Source organism: Stenotrophomonas sp. KH_036_B, from assembly GCF_057839485.1.
Genome location: NZ_CM174491.1, coordinates 2,567,117 through 2,584,962 on the forward strand (window position 1 = coordinate 2,567,117; position 17,846 = coordinate 2,584,962).

Below are 17,846 nucleotides of genomic sequence, written 5' to 3' on the forward strand. Positions count from 1 at the left end.
CTGCTGATTCCGATGAGGGGTCTTCGGTAAGTCGGAATGGCCCGGGCAGGTGCTGCCAGGGCCATTCCGGCACCTCAATCCTTGGGTGCCGGTTTGGTGCGGTAGTGATTCGGGCTGAACACCCACATGCCGTCATGATCCTGCACGTTGCGCACCTTCAACTTGAACTGCAGCCGAAGGCCCATCAACCGGAAGATCATTTCGTCGCGCTTGGCCATGTGTCGCATCACGAACACAGCCACCGGAATGCTGGCCAGGTACCAGAAGTTCGTATAGACACTCAGCAGGAACAGGCCACCGACGACGAAAAAGAACGGCACGTAGGGAACGCCCATGAACATCGCTGGGCGTGTGCAGCCGCGAAAAACGACGTTCTTATGCACTGTAGTACTGCAGGGTGTTGGTCAGCATCGCGCTGCAGGCGCTGTTGTCCGAGCTGTCACCCAGCAGCATGCTGGCGATCTGGCCGGCCGCACCGATCAGCAGGCCACCGATCAGGATCGGCGCCACGTCGGCAATGCGCTTGTGCGCGAAGGCGATCTGGTAACCGGCGAAGATGACCGCGATGGTCACCACGGCGATCGAGGCGATGCTCAGCAGACCGTTGATGCTGTCGAAGAAGCCGCACACCTTCTCGTCGGTGCCACCGAAATCCTGGGCGAAGGCCTGCGGAACGAACATGGCGCCGACGAACGCGGTGGCCATCAGCACGGTCTTGAGGGTGCGCTGGGCGTTGACGAGATCGAGATTGAATCGCTTCATGGGTGGATATCCTTGTTGATGGGCTTGCATTACTGAGTGGCCAATCGGGGGCTTGACCGTGCCGCGCCCGCGTCAAAAGACGAAGGCTGCATCCCCTGCGGGAACCGGTGGTGCCGCCGGCATGGGAACCGGCGGGTTGTATTGCGGGGTTGACGATGCCGTCGGAACGGGCGCATTGCGCTCGCTCCACGGCCGGAGCATGACGGGGGCTTCAGGTGCGGCACCGAGCTGCGGCGACACAGCCGGTGCCTGCATCTGCACCCGCTGCGGCGCGGCCGGCGCCTGGGTCATGTTGCGATCCACCGCGCCCAGCACCACGCGTGACAACGCCTGGTCGGCCAGATTGACCAGGCTGCCGCGGGCCATGGCCGAGGTCGACGGGTAGACGACATAGGCGCGTGCCGGGTCGTCCGCGAGCGCCTGTGCGACGGCAGCGCCCTGGGCGATCACACGGCTCTGCGCGGCCGACTCGAACTGCGGATGGTGCTCGACCTTCACTTCGCGCCGTGCGCTGCGCGGCAGCACGTTGATCGGGGCGACGCCATCGGCCGCGGCCACGCGCTGGCTGCGCTGGATGGAGTCGTAGATCTTCTGCACGTACCCGTGGCGGAAACCGGTAGTGAAGTTGCCCGAGTAGTAGCAGCTGAACGACTTGCCCCAATCGCCGCCCGAGCGCTTGTAGCACTCGGCCAGGATGCGCGAACCGGCCACCAGGTTGTCGCACTGGCGGAAGGCCTTCTCGTACGAGTCCAGGCCGTATTTGGGCAGGTTGTAGCGGTTGACCTGGGCAAGGCCGACGGAGAAGTTGTAGCCCTTCTCTTCCAGCATGCGCACGGTGGCGATGGCTTCATCGAGCTGCTTGGGCTGGCGCGCCAGCGCACCGCCCACCACGCCGATGGCGTAGGGGTTGCGCGAGGACTCCACGTTGATCACGTGCTGCATGATGTCCATGGGCACCGCCATGTCCTGGCAGGCAAGCATTTCCAGTCCTGGAAGCATCAGTGCTGCCCTCCCTGTGCACGGCCGGGATTGAAGTCGATACCGGTGATGTAGCGCGAGCCGGCATGCGCCTTGATGTGGACCACGATGTCGATGGTCATCATCAGCAGGCGCTTGATGACGTCGAACTCCAGGCCGGAGCCTTCGGTGGATGCCTTCACCATCAGCGCCAGCTGGTCCCAGGTCTGCTCCGGGCTGCCGGCATGGCAGCTGGTGATCGAACCCGGGTGGCCGGAGGCGCAGTTGCGGATGAAGTAGAACGCCTCATCGCCGCGCAGCTCGGCGAGGATGATGCGTTCGGGCTTCATGCGCAGGCACGCCTCCATGCAGCTCTTGGCGGTCACGTTGCTGGTGCTCTGCCCGCCCTTGGAATACAGCAGGTGCACTACGTTGGGCTGCGACAGGAACAGCTCGCGGGCGTCCTCGATGGTGACCAGGCGTTCGCCGTCCGGAATGTGGTTGACCAGGGCCTTCATGAAGGTGGTCTTGCCGCTACCGGTGGCGCCGGACACCACGATGTTCTTGCGGTACTTCACCGCACGCCGGAAGAACTCGGCGTACTCGCGGGAGGCACGCAGCTCGATCAGCTCGCGGTCCTGCTCGCTGAGGCTGCCGTCCTGCTCCAGGATCTGGTTGAAGAAACCGTCTTCGTGGTACTGGCTCAGCGTCTTGGTGTGCTTGGACGGCAGACGGATCGTGATCGACACCTTGCCCGCATCGCAGGCCGGCGGGATCACGAACTGGGCGCGCTGCCCGGTCGGGAAGGTGAGCGACACCACCGGGTCAGCGTCGGTAATACGCTGACCGGTGTTGCTTTCATTCACCACGGCCGTGCAGAACTGCCGGGCCCGCTCGAAGGTCAGGCCCGGCACGTCCACGCGCTCCCACCCCGCCCGGGTTTCCAGGTACAGCTCGCCGGGACGGTTGATACAGATTTCCGTCACGTCCGGCGAGCTCATGTACTCGGCAATTCCCAGCACTTCGTACTGATAGCGCAGGAAATCACTGGAGACTTGGGCGATGGGGGCCACTTCTGCATCCATGGTCAGGTCACTTCGTTACCGGCTTCCCAGCACTTGGCTGAAGTCGACATCCTTGGCGACATATACGTTGATACGGGTACCCTGGTTGATGGTCACCGTCGGCGGACGACGCTGTGCCAGCGCCTCACCGGCCAGGCGTTCCATCTGTCGGGCGGTGGCGCTCTCATACGGGGACTGCACCGCCAAGCCGCTGCCGGTGATGGTCGTGCTTTCCGGGCCGTGTTCGGCGGCGGCGTACTTGAAGGCGTCCGCCAGCAGGCTGATCATCAATGCAGACGCGACGCGGCTGCCCCAATGCGCGGAGTACTGACCCGGCATGCCGGCGCCGCCCAGACCGTCGATACCCGGGCTGGACATGGCCACGTCGATGCCGTTCGGGGTGGTGACGCGGTCCCAGATCACTTCGACGCGATCACCGACCGGGCCACCGCCGTAGGAACCATAGATCTTGGAACCCTTGGGCAGCAGCAGCGTGCGACCGTTGATGGAGTACACCGGTTCGGTCAGCAGGCACGAGGTGTAGCCGGCGAAGTCGCTGATGATGCGGGTTTCCAGGATGCAGCGCAGGTAGGTGCCGCGCACCAGCAGCGCATCCGGCGAACGGATGAACGATGCATTGGACACATCATCCACGTCCGGACCGCGGCGCACGCGTTCCGGCGCGGCCGGCTGGCCGCCGTTGCTGGCCTGGATGGCGGCCATCATCATCTTGCTGTAGTCGTCGTTCGCACCTGCGCCTTCCGTGCCATCACCCTGGCCCACGCCCGGGCCACCGCCCGTACGACGATCCATCAGGGTCGGGCCACGGTCGATCTCGCGTTCCTGCGGCGGCGGCATCATCGCCGCCATGCGGGCCTCGCGGCTGTCGTTCTCCGGCAGCGGCGGCAGCATCGGAATCGGCTGGGCATCGGACGGCAGCGGCGGCACGCCACCGACCGAATCCGGCCCCAGGCGCGGCATTTCGGGAGCCGACGCACGCGTGGTTTCAGCCTTCTTGACCGGCTCCTCCTCGGTGCCCTTGCGGAACAGCAGGAAGCCCATGGCGATCAGCAGCACCAGGATGCCACCCATGAACGCAAGGGCCTTTCGGTTCAGGCGCTGCTCTTCGGCCGAGCGCAGCTGCGGCGCGCCGGCATCCAGATCCGGTGCCTGCGAGGCCTGTGCGTTGCCAAAGTACGGATTGGAGGGATCTACGCCGCCCTGGCCGGCGCCGTACTCGCGCTGTCCGTCATCTCGAATGTCGTTCGGGTCGTTGCCCGGAGTGTTGTGCTGGCTCATTTCTTCACGTTCCTTCGCAGGCCGACAACGTTCTCGCCGTGGCGGACCACCAGGTACGGGTAGGTCCCATGGACGATGAGGGTATTGCCTTCCACGGTGGTGTTGACCACGTATTCCTCACCATACTCTTCATCCCGGCCAAACACGGCGGGGAAAATGCCGGTCTTGTACTCGGGTGAGTTCGGCAGCTTGACGTAGGTAAAGCGGCTGTCGTCGTAGACATTGACCGGAATCAACCAGCCCATCTTCTTGGCGCGACGGGTCGAGTACGAGTAGTCAAAGTTGTACTGGCGATCCTTGGCCAGCTCGGTGCTGAGCAATGGCTTGGCTTCTTCCTGCACCGCCGCCTGGGCGGTACCGAATTCGGTGTCGCTGGGATAGCTGAAGGCGATCTTGTACTGCACGCCTGCGCGACGGGCCTGTTCCAGCTGGCGCCAGTCGGTCGCCACCACCTTCAGTTCGAAGATGTACGAATGCGTTTCGGTGCGCACCATCATGTTGGTGTCGACGTCGACGTTCTTCGGCTTGAGATAGAACACGTTCTCGCGACGGGTCAGCTCCCAGCCGCTGCTGAAGCCGGTGCTGTAGTCCAGGATCTTCTCGTTCGGGCTCAGCTCGATCTGGGTGGTCAGACCCAGGCCGGTGCGCACGGGATAGATGCGGTCCTGCTCGTATTCGTAGTGATCCACTGCCTGTGCAGACGCACCTGCGGAGAACATCAACGACAGCATCGACACGACGGCCAATGCTCCTCCTTTTACCTTTCGACTACTCATCGGTTGCTTGCTCCATCAGCAGTTCCGGTGGAAATTCCCTGAGCCGGCCTCATGGCCGGTTGCCCCTGCATCTGTTGTCCCTGGCCCGGCTGGGCCGGATACGCGCCCTGCGGCACCTGCTGGCCCGGGTACGGCTGTCCCTGCGCCGGCTGCTGCGGATAGCCCTGCGGCGGCACGGCGACCGGCTGGCCGGTGACCGGGTCGATCGCGGGCGCGGCGGCGGCCGCCTGGGCAGCGTCATACGCCGCCTGCTGGACCTGCTCGCCCTGCTGCTGCAGCGCGGCGTCGTCCGGACCCGGAATACCGCGGGAATAATCGTTGTCCACGCGGTACTCGAATACTTCCATGCCCAGCGGGTTGAGGATGCGTTCCTGCTCGGACAATGCCAGCTTGCCGTCGTAACGGAAGCGCAGGGTCACCAGCTGGTTGTCCAGGTAGTTGGTGGTGCTCTTGATCTTGTCGTAGATGCTGCGCTGGATGCGCACCGACGCGCCGCGGAAGCCGCCATTGGGCTGGGCTTCGAGCGGGGTGATGCTGAGGATCTTCACCCGGATGGCGCGTTCCTTGCCGTACAGCAGGATCGGGCTCTGCGGGTTGTTGCCCGCATAACGGGCGCGCACCGCATCGCTGACCGGCTTGCTGGACATCACGTGCACCAGCTGCCAGTCGCGCAGGCCCATCACCGCGAAGTCGTACGACTCGCGCGCCATGACGTACTGCGCCACGTTGCTGCGGTTGATCGCATCACTGGCGGTGATGGTCTGCCCTTCAAAGTTGCCCGTCAGCTTGGCCACGGTCGCGGTGCCGCTGTAGGCATCGGCCATCACCAGGAACGGCACCTTCTCCTTCAGCGGCAGCATGTAGTAGTAGCCGCCAGCCAAGGCAAGCGACATCACCAGCGACGACCCTGCCACCCACCATGCACGGCGCTCGCTGCGGCGTGCCAGGTCGGCCACGGTGATCTCGTAGCTCACCGCCTTGGAGACGGCCTGGTCCACTTTCGGGCTGTTGCCTGCGTCCTTCTTTCGGAACATGGAATTCATCCGTACTGCTGGAATATCAATGGGCACGACACCCCAACGCCAGGCGTGGGGAACATCGCGGTTGCCTGATCCCTACCGGCTCAGCTTCCGCTGGCCGCGTCGGCGCCGCCGGCCGAGGCGGTAGAGGCGGAAGCGGACTGGACCACGATCTGGTTGCCGACGATGGAGATCGACACACCCTGCCCCGCATACGCGGAGGTGAGATCGATGACCGCCTGCTGCGGATTGGTGGTGGTGATGTTGGCGACCGCGCCATACAGCGTGTAGTCCGAGGTCAGGCGGTAATCCAGGGTCATCCCCGAATCCTTGGCCCAACGCTCGAGCATGGTCTTCAACGTGCCGTCCATGGGAGATGCCTGGTACACGTAGCTGCTGTACAGGGGAATTTCCATGGTGGTGCTGGCGAAACGATTCACCGGCTTCCAGCGGCCGCCGAAATCCGGCGCGGGCTTGGTTGCGCAACCGGCCATCAGCACGGCAACAGCGACGATGGCAACAGTGCAACCCTTAGATAGAAACGCTTGCTTCATACGGACTTCCCTATGACGTACGGAATAGCGGCTTTTAGCCCGGAAATAACGGCAACACATCGACCCGTCGCGGCCTGCTGTCAGGCGCGACGAACCAACGTTGGATGCAAGCTGCAACACCTTTCACTGGTGCAACCGGGCCCCCGCCCCGTCTGGTGTGAAAACGCCCCGAACGCGTGTCCGGCCCCTGCGCCTTCACCCCTCAACCCGAGAAAAGCCATCCATGTTCCTCTTGGTAGTACTTCAGTGCATGTCTTCCAGCACTGTCCTCAACAACAAATGCGTGACGTATGGAACGTCCATCACAAATACGATGCCACAACTTCGCGTCAAATCAACGTCAAGCATGACAAATTTTTAACCTTCACATCCATTTTCCGAGACACACGTCACACGTTTTCACGCGTGACGCCTACAAATCCAACATCGGCACGGCGGTCTTCGGCAGCAGGCGCGATGTGAAATAACGGTCCTGGTAGTACTTGATCTTGTCGCATTTGACCGGGTGCGGAATGCCTTCGTACAGGAAGACCTCGTGGTCGTTGCCCATGGCCTTGAGCTCCTGCGGCAGCATCAGCGCACGGCGCTCCTCGGTGAAGCTGTGGGTCTTCTCACGCGCATGGGTGACGTTCTTCTTGCGCACGGTGGTGTAGCCGAGCATTTCCGAATAGTCGTTGGCATCCTGCTGTTCGCGCGGCGCGTACAGGATCTGCAGGGCGTGATTGGTGATGATGGTGCGCGACACGTCCTTGCCGTAGGTGGCATCGAGCTGGGCCATGCTCTGGATGATCGGCAGCAGGCGCACGTTGTAGCCGGCCATGTAGGACACGGCCGAAGCGATGATGTCGACCTTGCCGATCGCGGTGAATTCGTCCATCAACAGCAGGCACTGGTACTTCAGGTCCGGATTGGACTTGGGCAGTTCCTTGGTGTTGAGGTTGATGATCTGGCTGAAGAACAGGTTGATGATCAGGCGACTCTCGGCCAGCTTGTTGGGCTGGATGCCGATGTAGATGGTCATCTTCTTCTTGCGCAGGTCGGTGAGCAGGAAGTCGTTGGCGCTGGTGGCCTTGTCCAGCACCGGGTTGATCCAGGCGTTGAGCGGCTCCTTGAACGTGCCCATGATCGAGGCGAAGGTCTCATCGGCCTGCGACAGCATGTTGGCGAACGCCGAGCGCGCATTGCTGCTCAGGAACTTCTGCTCCGACAGCGCCTTGAGGTACTTCTTGAGATCGCTGCCGTCGCCGGTGGACAAGCGGAAGATGGCGCCCAGCGTCGGCGTGCCCTGCCCGGACGGGAAGCCCATCCGGCGCTCATCGTCCCAGTTCTCGAACAGGTACAGCGAGAAGGCCATGAACGCGTTGCGGGCCTGGCTGATCCAGAACTTCTGGTCATCGGACCCATCCGGATACAGCATCGCGGCGATGCTCATCAGTTCCGAGACACGGAACGCCTGGTCGTCGGACACGTAGCTGAGCGGATTCCAGCGATGGGTGCGGCGATCTTCGGCGAACGGGTTGAACAGGAACACCTCATGGCCCTGGCCGGCGCGCCAGCCACTGGTGAGGTCGAAGTTTTCCTGCTTGATGTCCAGCACCACCACCGACTCGCCGTACTCCAGCAGGTTCGGAATGACCACGCCCACGCCCTTGCCCGAGCGGGTCGGCGCGGCCAGGATCACGAACTGCTGGCCACTGAGCCGCACCAGCTTGCCGCCGAAGCTGCCCACCACGATGCCGTTGTCGGACTTCTTGAACAGCCCATGCTTGGCCAGGTCCGAGGCCGCCGCGAAGCGCGCATCACCGTGCAGCGACTTCTTCTTGGGCTTGAACATGAGGAACAGCACGACCAGGCACAGCAGCGCCGGCAGGCCGAAGCCCACCGCGCCAGCCGCCTTGATCTTGGTCAGGTACGGCGCCACCGCAGGCTGGTCCATCGCCTGGATGTACTGGTAATAGGTGCTCCAGGTGAACAGCCCGGTGTCCAGGCGCAGGAACAGCAAGGTGAGATACCCGGCGAGGCAGTAGCCGACAAGCGCGGTCAACAGCACGACGACAGCGGTGACAACAATCTTCTGCGTGGACAAACCCAATCCTCCATGACGCGCCCCAAGGCGCTACGGCTAGCGCCGACGCCTGCGTGGCGTCGAGCGCGTTTCTGTCGTCTCATCTTCCAGACTGACCACCTTCTCCTCTTCGAGCAGCAGCAACCATTGCCTGTGCGCCTGGTCCAGCGACACTACATCGGTCACGCGTGTTCCGTCAGAGGTGAAAACGGCATAGCCGAACACATCGGCCGGACTGTAGACCGGCGAATATGTCAGTGCCACCAGCTGAAATCTGCCGTCGACCCGCAACACATGAGGGTACTCGACCATCACGCATGCTCCCCGGATCGACGCCAATGGCGGCATGCTAATGCACGTTGAGCGCGATGCCAATCAGAAATTACCGACAATACGCATGTAGATACAGGTGTATTCGCGACAATGTTGCGCGTGGCGGGACAATGGAACGGGATCGCGTTCAACAGATCACCCCACGCCATCAAGGTAGCGGGTGCTTCCGTTGCGTCGCACCGCGGTCAACTGCTGGCGTCGATGTTGCGCGCCGTAGGACACGTGGACCCATTGCCCGAACTCGTCGATCAACTGATCGAACGGCAGCCCGAGCGCCACGATCCGCCGCGCCAGCGCCATGGAGGTCATGCCGTTGACGTGGATGTCGGCGGCCTGGCCGGATCGATGCTGGCTGCCGGGCACACCACCGACCGCGCGATTGACCGCCGCCGAACGAAACGCCGAGGTGATGTACACCGGTTTCCCTACCGCATCGCGCAACGGCTGCAGGATGTGCGTGGCCAATGCGAGCAACGCGGCACGCTCGCGGCGAGTGGGCGCGTTGGCCAGACCGGTCGAGGTCGCGGTGAGCTCCTCGAGACTGAAATTCGGGGTCAGCTGCACCCGCTCGCCTCGCCTGCAGAAAGACGCTCAAGCCTGCGGTGAGCGCTGCGGCGCGCCGTGAAGATCGCGTGAAACCAACGTGAAATGGCGCCGGATGGCGGGTCAATCGAGTTGCAGCCGCGCACGCCGGACCACAGCATTCCAGTGGCGAAGGCCACGATTTCAGGCGTATGGTGCGCCGCAGCAGTACAATAGCTGGCCTCGTTCTGTCCCACTGCCGTCCCATGACCCCCACTACCCTCCCCTTGGCCGCGCGGTTGTCTGCCCGCGAGCGGACGCTGATCATTCTGGCGCTGTCGCTGGGCGGCTTTGCCATCGGCACCAGCGAATTCGCCAGCATGGGGCTGATGCTGGAAATCAGCCGCGGGCTGTCGATCAGCGAGACCCAGGTGGGTCATCTCATCAGTGCCTACGCCATCGGCGTGGTCGTGGGTGCCCCGGTGCTGGCCTTCGCCGGCGCCGGCTATGCCCGCCGGACGTTGCTGCTGGGCCTGATGGGCTTCTATGCCGTGGGCAACCTGGCCAGCGCGCTGGCACCGGACTACGCGACCATGCTCATCGCTCGTTTCGTCGCCGGCCTGCCGCACGGCGCCTACTTCGGCGTGGCGATGCTGGTGGCGGCTGCGATCAGCCCGCCCGCACAGCGCGGCGCGGCAATGTCCAAGGTGCTGCTGGGCCTGTCGGTGGCAATCCTGGTCGGCAACCCGCTCACCACCTGGCTCGGCCAGCAGCTCAGCTGGCGCACCGCATTTGCCTTGGTCAGCGTGCTGGCAATTGCCACGGTGGTGATGATCGCGCGCTACCTGCTGCCCGACCCGGACGAGGTGCGCACCTCGCCGATGCGCGAGCTGCGCGCCTTCAACCGCCCGCAGGTGTGGCTGGCGCTGGCGATCGGCTCGGTCGGCTTCGCCGGCATGTTCTGTGTGTTCACCTATCTTGCCCCGACGCTGGTGCAGGTGACCGGCCTGGCCGAGTCGTGGATGCCGGTGGCCGTGGGCATCTTCGGTGTCGGCGCGATCATCGGCAATGTTGCCGGTGGCTGGCTGGTGGACCGCTTCCAGTTCCGTGCCGCCGGGCTGGTGCTGGTGTGGTCCATCGTGGTGCTGCTGGCCTACCCGCTGGCGGCCACCTCGGTCTGGACCGTCTTCCCGATGATCATCGCCGTGGGCACGATGGGCGCGCTGGCTGCCGTGCTGCAGACCCGCCTGATGGACGTGGCCGGTGAGGCCCAGACCCTGGCTGCCGCCTCCAACCACGCCGCCTTCAATACGGCCAATGCGCTGGGCCCGTGGTTCGGCGGCATGGCCATCGGCGCCGGCTTCAGCCCCGCCGTGACCGGTTATGTGGGCGCGGCCACTGCGGTGGGCGGCCTGCTGCTGTGGGGCGTGGCGGTGCTGGTGGAGCGGCAGTCGCGCACGCATGACGCGGTGGCCTGCGATCGCTGAGCGGTACGAATAGCCACACCCTGAAGAGACCCCGCTGCGGCGGGGTTTTTTCGTTTGGTTTTTCCTATCATGACGCGATGATTGCTTTCCCGATGCACGCCCTGCATCGGCGACCCGCCCGCTTTTCTGGATGTAGTGATGACGCACAACTGGTCCCCTTCCCCATGGGGCCTACGCCTCTCGCGCTCGCCGGACTGGCGACTGCGCCGGGTTGATGACCGCTTCGAGCTGACCGTGGAAGCACGGGTCTACACACTGGCCACCGGTGCGTCATCCGCGTGGCGGGTACAGCGCGGCCCGGTGTGGAGCACGCTGCATTTCGCCACCGAAGACGGCGACCTCCGGCTGGGCGGACTTCCAAATGGGCAGGCCGCCGACCTGCACGCGCTCTGGTCCACCAGCGTGCACGCACAGCAGCAGGACCGTCGCCTGGCCGACGCCAATGACGCCCTTGCGCAGATCCGCGACTGGCTGGTCCACGCCGACGCGCTGCTGGCGCGTGCCGATGCCCAGCGGCGCTGGCTCACCCAGGAGCAGCTTCAGACGCTGCAGCATCAGCGCCCCGCCCTGCCCTTGGATGACGAGGCGCTGTGGGCGGTATTCGACGATCCGGCGCTGCGCCCGCAGCTGGATGGCAACGACTCGGCGATCGAAGAAGACCTGCTGCGCTGGTGCGGCGACTGGCCCGCGCTGTGGACGGCGCGCAACGACGCCCACCTGCAGCGCGAGCGCAGCGACGCCGGCGACCTGCTGGACCAGGTTGAACGCCAGCCGCTGACGGCGGAGCAGGCGCGCGCGGTGATCTGTTTCGACAGCCGCATGCTCGTGGTCGCCGCGGCGGGATCGGGCAAGACCTCCACCATGGTGGCCAAGGCCGCCTACGCGATCGACCGCGGACTGGTGGCCGCCGACCAGATCGTCATGCTGGCCTTCAACAAGGAGGCCGCCACCGAGCTTCAGCACCGCACCGACGCCGCCTTCCAGCGGCTGGGCATGGATGCCGAGGGCGTCCAGGCGCGCACGTTCCATGCATTGGGGCGGCAGATCATCGGCAAGGTCAGCGGACGCATGCCCGAGGTGCCGGGCTGGGCCGTGGATGCCGCACAGGGCTTCCACCAGCTGGCCGACATCATCGACCGGCTGAAGGATCGCTCCCTGCACTTCCGCACGCAGTGGGACCTGTTCCGGCTGGTGTTCGGTCGCGACCTGCCGCTGCAGGGCGAAGCGCCCGTCGCGGACGGCTGGGATACCGAGGGCAACCGCTACGTGCGCGCGCTGCGCGGCGAGCGCGTGCGCAACATCGAGGAGTGCGTCATTGCCGACTGGCTGTTCTACAACGGCGTGGACTACACCTACGAGCCGCACCCCACGCTGGATACGGCCACCGACACGCTTCGCCAGGCGCCCCCGGACTTCTTCTATCCCGGCACCGCGCTGTACCACACGCACCGGCTGGACACGGACGAAGATGGCAACGCCCACCCCCGCGATGGCAGTGCCACCTGCATTGAAACCCACTCGCAGCAGCTGCGCAGCGGGGCGCTGTTCGACGCCTTGGGCGATGCGCTGAGCCGCCACGGGCTTGCGCTGGACCCCAACCCGGACCGTGAACTTCCCGACGGCGGTGCTACGCCGATGCCGGACAGCGAGCTGATCGGCCTGGTGCGCACCTTCATCAGCCACGCCAAGAGCAACGGACTGGGCGTGGCCGACATGGCCGAGCGCCTGCGGCAGCTGCCCGAGGACCGCTTCAAGCATCGCTACCGCCTGTTCCTGGAACTGGCCACGCCGATCCTGCACGCGTGGGACGACGCGCTGGCCGCCGAGGACGCCATCGATTTCGAGGACATGCTCAACCAAGCCGCGGCGTACCTTGAGGAGGGTCGTTACGCATCGCCCTACCGGTTGGTGATGGCCGACGAATTCCAGGACGCCTCACGCGCCCGCGCGCGGCTGTGCCGGGCGCTGGTGCAGGCGCCGGGCTGCCACCTGTTCGCGGTGGGCGATGACTGGCAGTCGATCAACCGGTTCGCCGGCGCCGATGTGAGCGTGATGACGGGCTTCGAGGACACCTTCGGCCCCGCACAAGTCATGCACCTGGAGCAGACCTTCCGCTGCCCGCAGGCATTGTGCGACGCCTCCAGCCGGTTCGTGTCGAAGAACCCGGCCCAGATCGCCAAGCAGGTGCGCTCGGCCGCCCAAGCCCACGGCCCGGTACTGCAGGCCTTCCAGGTCGCCACGCGCGACCGGCTGCAGGATGCGGTCTACCAGTACCTGCAGCGGCTGCAGCAACAGCTGCAGAGCGGTGCGATTCCGGCGGGCCGGAACGGGCGGCTGTCGGTGTTCATCCTCGGCCGCTACAACGCCGACCGCGCCTTCCTGCCGGCGCATTGGGCGTCACGATTCGGCGCCCATCTGGAGCTGTCCTTCCATACCGCGCACCGCTCGAAGGGCGCCGAGGCCGACATCGTCATCCTGCCGGCGATGCTGGAGCGCAGCTTCCCGAGCGCACGCGCCGATGACCCGGTGCTGGGGCTGGCCATGCCGCACGCCGACAGCTACCCGCTCGGCGAGGAGCGCCGCCTGTTCTATGTGGCGCTGACGCGGGCGCGGCGTTCGGTGGCGATGTTCACCGTGCAGGGCAAGCGGTCTTCGTTCCTCAACGAACTGGTCCATGACGGCGCGGTCAGCATAACGGCGATCAACGGCGAGCCGATCCGCGAGCAGGCCTGCCCGGCCTGCGATGGCGGGGTGATCGTGCAGCGGAGCGGGCCGTATGGTGAGTTTTCGTCGTGTTCGGGGTATCCGCGGTGTCAGTACAAGCCGAAAGATGGACGATCGGTACTGGCCAACAGGCCACGGTCCGGTGCGACACTGAGCCTGTAAACCGGTGCGGGGGGTGCTGCCCCGTGAACCTTTCCAGCGAAACGCCCGACTACTGCATCAACGGATGACAGGGGACCCGCGGTGGATGACAGGCTCAGCAAGGAAAACCAGGTCGATACGTTGTTGGTCGTGCGCTGCCAGCTCGGCGAGCGGGCCGCGTTTGACGCGCTGATCAGCCGCTGGACGCTGCCGCTGCACCGCTACGCCTTCAAGCTGGCGCAGGACCGCGACGTGGCCGATGACCTGGTCCAGGACGTCTGGCTGAGGGTCCTGCGTGGCTTGGGGCGGCTGCGGGAACCCGATCGGTTCCGCCCGTGGCTGTTCGGCATCGCCCACCGCACATTCGCCGACCGCCTGCGCATCCAGTACCGGCTGCCCATCGATCCGCACGCGGCGCTGGACACCCTGCCCGCGCTGGATGGCGGCGCGCTTCAGATCGACCGGGAGCAGCTGGTGCACGACGGCCTGGATGCCCTCCCCGTGATCGAGCGCGAGGTATTGACCCTGTTCTACCTGGAAGAACTGCAGCTGACCGAGATCGCCGTCGTGCTGGACGTCCCGTTGGGCACGGTGAAATCGCGCCTGCACCGCGCCCGTCAGCTGTTCCGCAACCACCTTACCGAGAAGGACAAACTGCCATGAACACCCACGTTGACCATGCTGCGCTGGAAGCCCATCTTCGGGCGCTAACCGCGCGCACGCTTTCGCCTGCGGCGCGCTACACGCATGTGGCGGTGCTGCTGCTGGCATTGATCATGTGCGCGCTGATCGGCTCGCTGCTGGCTACCGAGCCTGCCCTGCCCGGCCGCGCGCAGGCTGCGTTCGGGGTGATGCTGCTCATCGGGGCGTCGTGGGTCGGGTACGCCGCCTGGGTATTGGGCAACCGCACGACGCTGCTGGCCAATCAACAGGTGGTGGCCGGCTGCATGGCGGTGGGTTTCACCGGCACGTTCTTCGCGTGCAGCGCCGTTGCCGTGCTCATCAGTGGCAGCACCTTGGCACTGGCCGCGGCCGCCACCGGAGGCACGCTGTTGGCCTGCGCGCTCGCCGTGCTGGTATCGGCGACAAGCAACGCCGCCCGGCTGCGGGCGCTGCGGCGAGTGCTCGAGGGGCGGCTGGGCATTGCCGACTAGCGTGCAGCGCGGATCACTGCGCGTGATCCGCACCGGCGCCTGAGCGTTAGTGTCTACGTCCCATGCAGATCACTTCAATGCGCATATCCGCGTCCATGACCTCGCTGGTGCAAATCATCTGGATATCTCCAGGTGTGAAGTCCAGACGAATGCCCATATCAAAGGCGTAGCGGCTGAAGTCCATGTACGCATCGCTCGTGATTCCGCCCGGGAACTCATAGACGGTGGGCTGACCGTCTTTTGCGAAATCTTCCTTCTTCTGAGGAACAGTATTGCCATGAAGATCCCGGCCGGAACCCGGAATGGGAACCCAGCTCTTCATGTCCTTGTCATACGCTGCCTTGATCTTGGACCCGTCAGCGAAATTCATCGTGGTCACTGGACGACCACCGTCACCAGCAAGGATCGGTCCCTTGATGGAATTGATGAACGACATGTGGGCCACATAGCCCCTGGCGATCCACGACGCGTTCAGTCGATCAACGGCATTGTTCATCCGTGCCGGGCTCTGCAAGGCCTCGTACACGCTTCCGGGAACGGGCTGTTCGGCACCGGCTCGCGCCGTGTAACGATCAACGCTTCGAGCAGATGCGGCCCCCTGTGGCAGCAGCCATGTGTCAGTTGCCACATCGTAGTTCATCTCGAGGCTCTGCCCATTTTCATGCCAGAACCGCACCAAGGCGACGAAGTAGTCTTCGAGATCCCGATCAATCGGCGCTTCGATGATGGATGTATCCCAAGTGATAATGAACTTTCGAATATCACCCGTTGATACGCTGAACACGACAACGCCGCCGACATCGATTTCGGAGCGTGCACGCTCCTGCATCTGCTCGATCGTGCAGCCCTCGCATGCGACACCTGCCAGCTGAGCCTGCTGGGCAGAAACGTTTTGGGCACAGAAGTACAATGCCGCCAAAGCGACATATCGGAAAAGCCTCATCGAATTCGACCCCTAGATGGATGGATTGGGTAGGAAGTGAATGACGATCCTGGCTATGGCCGAAACGGTGAGCGCAATCGATATGGCTCGTGTGAACCTATTGATTCCGCAACGCCTGAAGGGTATCCAGACGGTAAGCAACATCGTGATCATCGCGAAGATGATTGCCGCGGCCCCGGTCGCGATCATCGCCATGCAAAGGCTGACGAAGGCAAAGAGTTCAAGGACCAGTTCGATATAGGTGCGCTGTCGCATAGGGTTTAGCAATTGGCTCGGTGGTCATCCATGACCGCGCCAAACTGCGCGGCCCGTAGATCGTATCACGACTCATTCGCATTTGTAGAGCGACGCCTCATATGTGGCTGATCAACCCCACAATGTTTCCTGAATTCCACTGTCGCAGGGACCGCCGAACAAGGCGCGCTTCAGCCCTCCATCCCGATACCCACTCAATAGCTGAGTTATGGTGACAAAATCAAAACTTGGGTTGGTCGTTGGGAGATCCACTACATAGCTGGCCAACACCTTGCCGTCCCTCGTATTGATCATGACGGTTCTTGACTGGCCGTGCTTCAACTTTGAAAACTCAAGATCCCGAGAGCGCACCAATGCCGGACCAAGCGCCACGCCGCAGCTCGTCTGCATGAGCAGGTAACAGAACAGCCGGCAACGCTGCGCGGCTTCGCACGCTGCAGTGGGTGCTGGAGGGGAAGCTGCGCGCTGCCTGAAGCGATCTCACACCACAATGTTCGGCTTCACGCCGCCGAAATGTGCGCTGGCTAAGATCTGCGGCCAGCCACCATTGCGGGACTGTCGGATCCATGAGCTCTTTGAAGCGTGTGCCTCTTGCTGTTGCCGTGTTCTTCGCGATCCTCCTGCCGGGCTGCTCCAAGGCACCTGATAGCAATCAGAGTGCTGCTGCGGCAGACGCCGAGGCCGCCAGCAATCCGGCAACCACCGCTTCGACGGAGGAAGGCGAAGCGATTGCCAGCGAGGTCCCCGAGTTCCCGATCATCCCCAACATCGTCGTGCCGGACATCCTCGGTGTCACGCCTGCGCAGCGAGCGCTTGAATCCTCCATGCAGTCCATCCTGGATCCGGTGGCCGGTGTGACGGTGTCGCCGGCACGCTGCGATGGAGCCGGCAGCCTGGTCAACGACGGCGGCATCACCCGCGTCGACGAACGCGGGCAGCTGCTGCGCAACGGCGACGAGGGTATCTTCGCCATCAATGCGGACGGCAGCGGGACGGCCAACTTCGAAGGCGGCCTCGTGCGCGTCAACGCCGATGGCAGCGGCACCATCAACGGCAGCGCCGGTGGCAGCGGTGACGGCGAAGCGGCCATCATCCAGGTAGGCGCCGACGGCTCGGGCACCTATAACGGCCCGGCCGGCCTCATCCGCCTGGATGGCAAGGGCGCCGGCACCTGGAATGGCGACAGCGGCCTGATCACCAACAACGGCGATGGCAGCGGCACCTGGAATGGACCCATGGGCCTGCTCCGCATCAACGCGGACGGCTCCGGCACCTGGAACGCGGAGGCCGGCCTGATCACCAACAACGGCGACGGCACCGGCACCATCGGGCCGCCCGCGCGTGCGGTGAAGATGCCGCCCATGCCGCGCCTGCAGCCGGCCGGCCGCTTCCCGCCGCTGAAGAAGTTCGCCCCGCCCGGGGCACCCTGCGGGTATCTGATCACGCTCAATGACCGCGTGCTGTTCGATTTCGACAAGGCCGACATCCGCCCCGACGCCTCGGCGCTTCTCGACACCCTTGCTGGTGCGCTGAAGCAGGTGGACGCCAAGGGCATGGAGATTCGCGGGCATACCGACGCCAAGGGCGAGGATGGGTACAACCAAACCCTCTCCGAACGGCGCGCTGCATCGGTCGTCACCGCCCTGCGCGAGCGCGGCGCGGCGCAGGACGCCAGTGCCAAGGGCTACGGTGAGACCCAACCGGTTGCGCCGAACACGCTTGAGAACAAGGACAACCCGGCCGGGCGCCAGCTGAATCGCCGGGTGGAGATTTTTGTACGGGCATGAGCAG

General features: G+C 64.4%; 18 protein-coding genes. 6 read left to right on the top strand and 12 right to left on the bottom strand.

Going from position 1 to position 17,846, the window contains the following annotated elements:
• Positions 1 to 74: 74 nt before the first annotated feature.
• The 11 genes from AC3ITN_RS11545 to AC3ITN_RS11595 form a co-directional block, all read right to left on the bottom strand.
• Positions 75 to 383, bottom strand: coding sequence for a VirB3 family type IV secretion system protein (locus tag AC3ITN_RS11545; protein ID WP_313347102.1), 309 nt, complete (start codon positions 381 to 383; stop codon positions 75 to 77).
• Complete coding sequence (locus AC3ITN_RS11550) at positions 376 to 762, bottom strand: TrbC/VirB2 family protein (protein ID WP_313347105.1); 387 nt, start codon at positions 760 to 762, stop codon at positions 376 to 378. The genes AC3ITN_RS11545 and AC3ITN_RS11550 overlap by 8 nt, the downstream gene beginning before the upstream one ends.
• A 72-nt stretch (positions 763 to 834) precedes the next feature.
• Entirely contained in the window at positions 835 to 1,761 is a 927-nt protein-coding gene (locus tag AC3ITN_RS11555) for a lytic transglycosylase domain-containing protein (RefSeq protein WP_489390584.1), read from the bottom strand.
• Positions 1,761 to 2,804 carry a P-type DNA transfer ATPase VirB11 gene (gene virB11 / locus AC3ITN_RS11560; RefSeq protein WP_313347111.1) on the bottom strand — a complete coding sequence of 348 codons (1,044 nt, stop codon included), beginning with the start codon at positions 2,802 to 2,804 and terminating at the stop codon, positions 1,761 to 1,763. Before virB11 ends, AC3ITN_RS11555 begins: the two co-directional genes overlap by 1 nt.
• Positions 2,805 to 2,819: 15 nt before the next feature.
• Positions 2,820 to 4,082, bottom strand: a complete 1,263-nt coding sequence (locus AC3ITN_RS11565) for a TrbI/VirB10 family protein (protein ID WP_489390585.1) — start codon at positions 4,080 to 4,082, stop codon at positions 2,820 to 2,822.
• Positions 4,079 to 4,858: a TrbG/VirB9 family P-type conjugative transfer protein gene (locus AC3ITN_RS11570; RefSeq protein WP_313347116.1), complete on the bottom strand. Its 780-nt coding sequence runs from the start codon at positions 4,856 to 4,858 to the stop codon at positions 4,079 to 4,081. The genes AC3ITN_RS11565 and AC3ITN_RS11570 overlap by 4 nt, the downstream gene beginning before the upstream one ends.
• The gene (locus AC3ITN_RS11575) at positions 4,855 to 5,892 is read right to left on the bottom strand and encodes a VirB8 family type IV secretion system protein (protein ID WP_313347119.1); all 1,038 of its coding nucleotides are present in this window, start codon (positions 5,890 to 5,892) and stop codon (positions 4,855 to 4,857) included. The genes AC3ITN_RS11570 and AC3ITN_RS11575 overlap by 4 nt, the downstream gene beginning before the upstream one ends.
• Positions 5,893 to 5,981: 89 nt before the next feature.
• Positions 5,982 to 6,431, bottom strand: a complete 450-nt coding sequence (locus AC3ITN_RS11580) for a hypothetical protein (RefSeq protein WP_489390586.1) — start codon at positions 6,429 to 6,431, stop codon at positions 5,982 to 5,984.
• A gap of 412 nt (positions 6,432 to 6,843) precedes the next feature.
• Entirely contained in the window at positions 6,844 to 8,517 is a 1,674-nt protein-coding gene (locus AC3ITN_RS11585; protein WP_313347124.1) for a type IV secretory system conjugative DNA transfer family protein, read from the bottom strand.
• Positions 8,518 to 8,553: 36 nt separating this feature from the next.
• Positions 8,554 to 8,808, bottom strand: coding sequence for a hypothetical protein (locus tag AC3ITN_RS11590; protein ID WP_489390587.1), 255 nt, complete (start codon positions 8,806 to 8,808; stop codon positions 8,554 to 8,556).
• Between the two features lie 156 nt (positions 8,809 to 8,964).
• The gene (locus tag AC3ITN_RS11595; RefSeq protein WP_489390588.1) at positions 8,965 to 9,393 is read right to left on the bottom strand and encodes a D-Ala-D-Ala carboxypeptidase family metallohydrolase; all 429 of its coding nucleotides are present in this window, start codon (positions 9,391 to 9,393) and stop codon (positions 8,965 to 8,967) included.
• A gap of 224 nt (positions 9,394 to 9,617) precedes the next feature.
• Between AC3ITN_RS11595 and AC3ITN_RS11600 the strand changes: the two genes are divergently transcribed.
• From AC3ITN_RS11600 to AC3ITN_RS11615, 4 genes are all read left to right on the top strand, one after another.
• Positions 9,618 to 10,838, top strand: a complete 1,221-nt coding sequence (locus tag AC3ITN_RS11600; protein ID WP_489390589.1) for an MFS transporter — start codon at positions 9,618 to 9,620, stop codon at positions 10,836 to 10,838.
• A 138-nt stretch (positions 10,839 to 10,976) separates the two neighbouring features.
• Positions 10,977 to 13,724 (top strand): UvrD-helicase domain-containing protein, encoded by a 2,748-nt coding sequence (locus tag AC3ITN_RS11605; RefSeq protein ID WP_489390590.1) that lies wholly within the window; start codon positions 10,977 to 10,979, stop codon positions 13,722 to 13,724.
• A gap of 81 nt (positions 13,725 to 13,805) precedes the next feature.
• Positions 13,806 to 14,366: an RNA polymerase sigma factor gene (locus tag AC3ITN_RS11610; protein WP_489390591.1), complete on the top strand. Its 561-nt coding sequence runs from the start codon at positions 13,806 to 13,808 to the stop codon at positions 14,364 to 14,366.
• A complete protein-coding gene (locus AC3ITN_RS11615) occupies positions 14,363 to 14,857 on the top strand; it encodes a hypothetical protein (protein WP_489390592.1) in 495 nt (164 codons plus the stop codon). The genes AC3ITN_RS11610 and AC3ITN_RS11615 overlap by 4 nt, the downstream gene beginning before the upstream one ends.
• Positions 14,858 to 14,903: 46 nt before the next feature.
• On the opposite strand, the gene AC3ITN_RS11620 is transcribed toward AC3ITN_RS11615, so the two are convergent.
• On the bottom strand, positions 14,904 to 15,686 hold the full coding sequence (locus AC3ITN_RS11620; RefSeq protein ID WP_489390593.1) for a hypothetical protein: 783 nt from the start codon (positions 15,684 to 15,686) through the stop codon (positions 14,904 to 14,906).
• Positions 15,687 to 15,840: 154 nt separating this feature from the next.
• Here AC3ITN_RS11620 and AC3ITN_RS11625 point away from each other — a divergent pair, with 154 nt between their 5' ends.
• Positions 15,841 to 16,041, top strand: a complete 201-nt coding sequence (locus tag AC3ITN_RS11625; RefSeq protein ID WP_489390594.1) for a hypothetical protein — start codon at positions 15,841 to 15,843, stop codon at positions 16,039 to 16,041.
• A 589-nt stretch (positions 16,042 to 16,630) separates the two neighbouring features.
• The gene (locus AC3ITN_RS11630) at positions 16,631 to 17,842 is read left to right on the top strand and encodes an OmpA family protein (RefSeq protein WP_489392919.1); all 1,212 of its coding nucleotides are present in this window, start codon (positions 16,631 to 16,633) and stop codon (positions 17,840 to 17,842) included.
• Positions 17,843 to 17,846 lie beyond the last annotated feature (4 nt).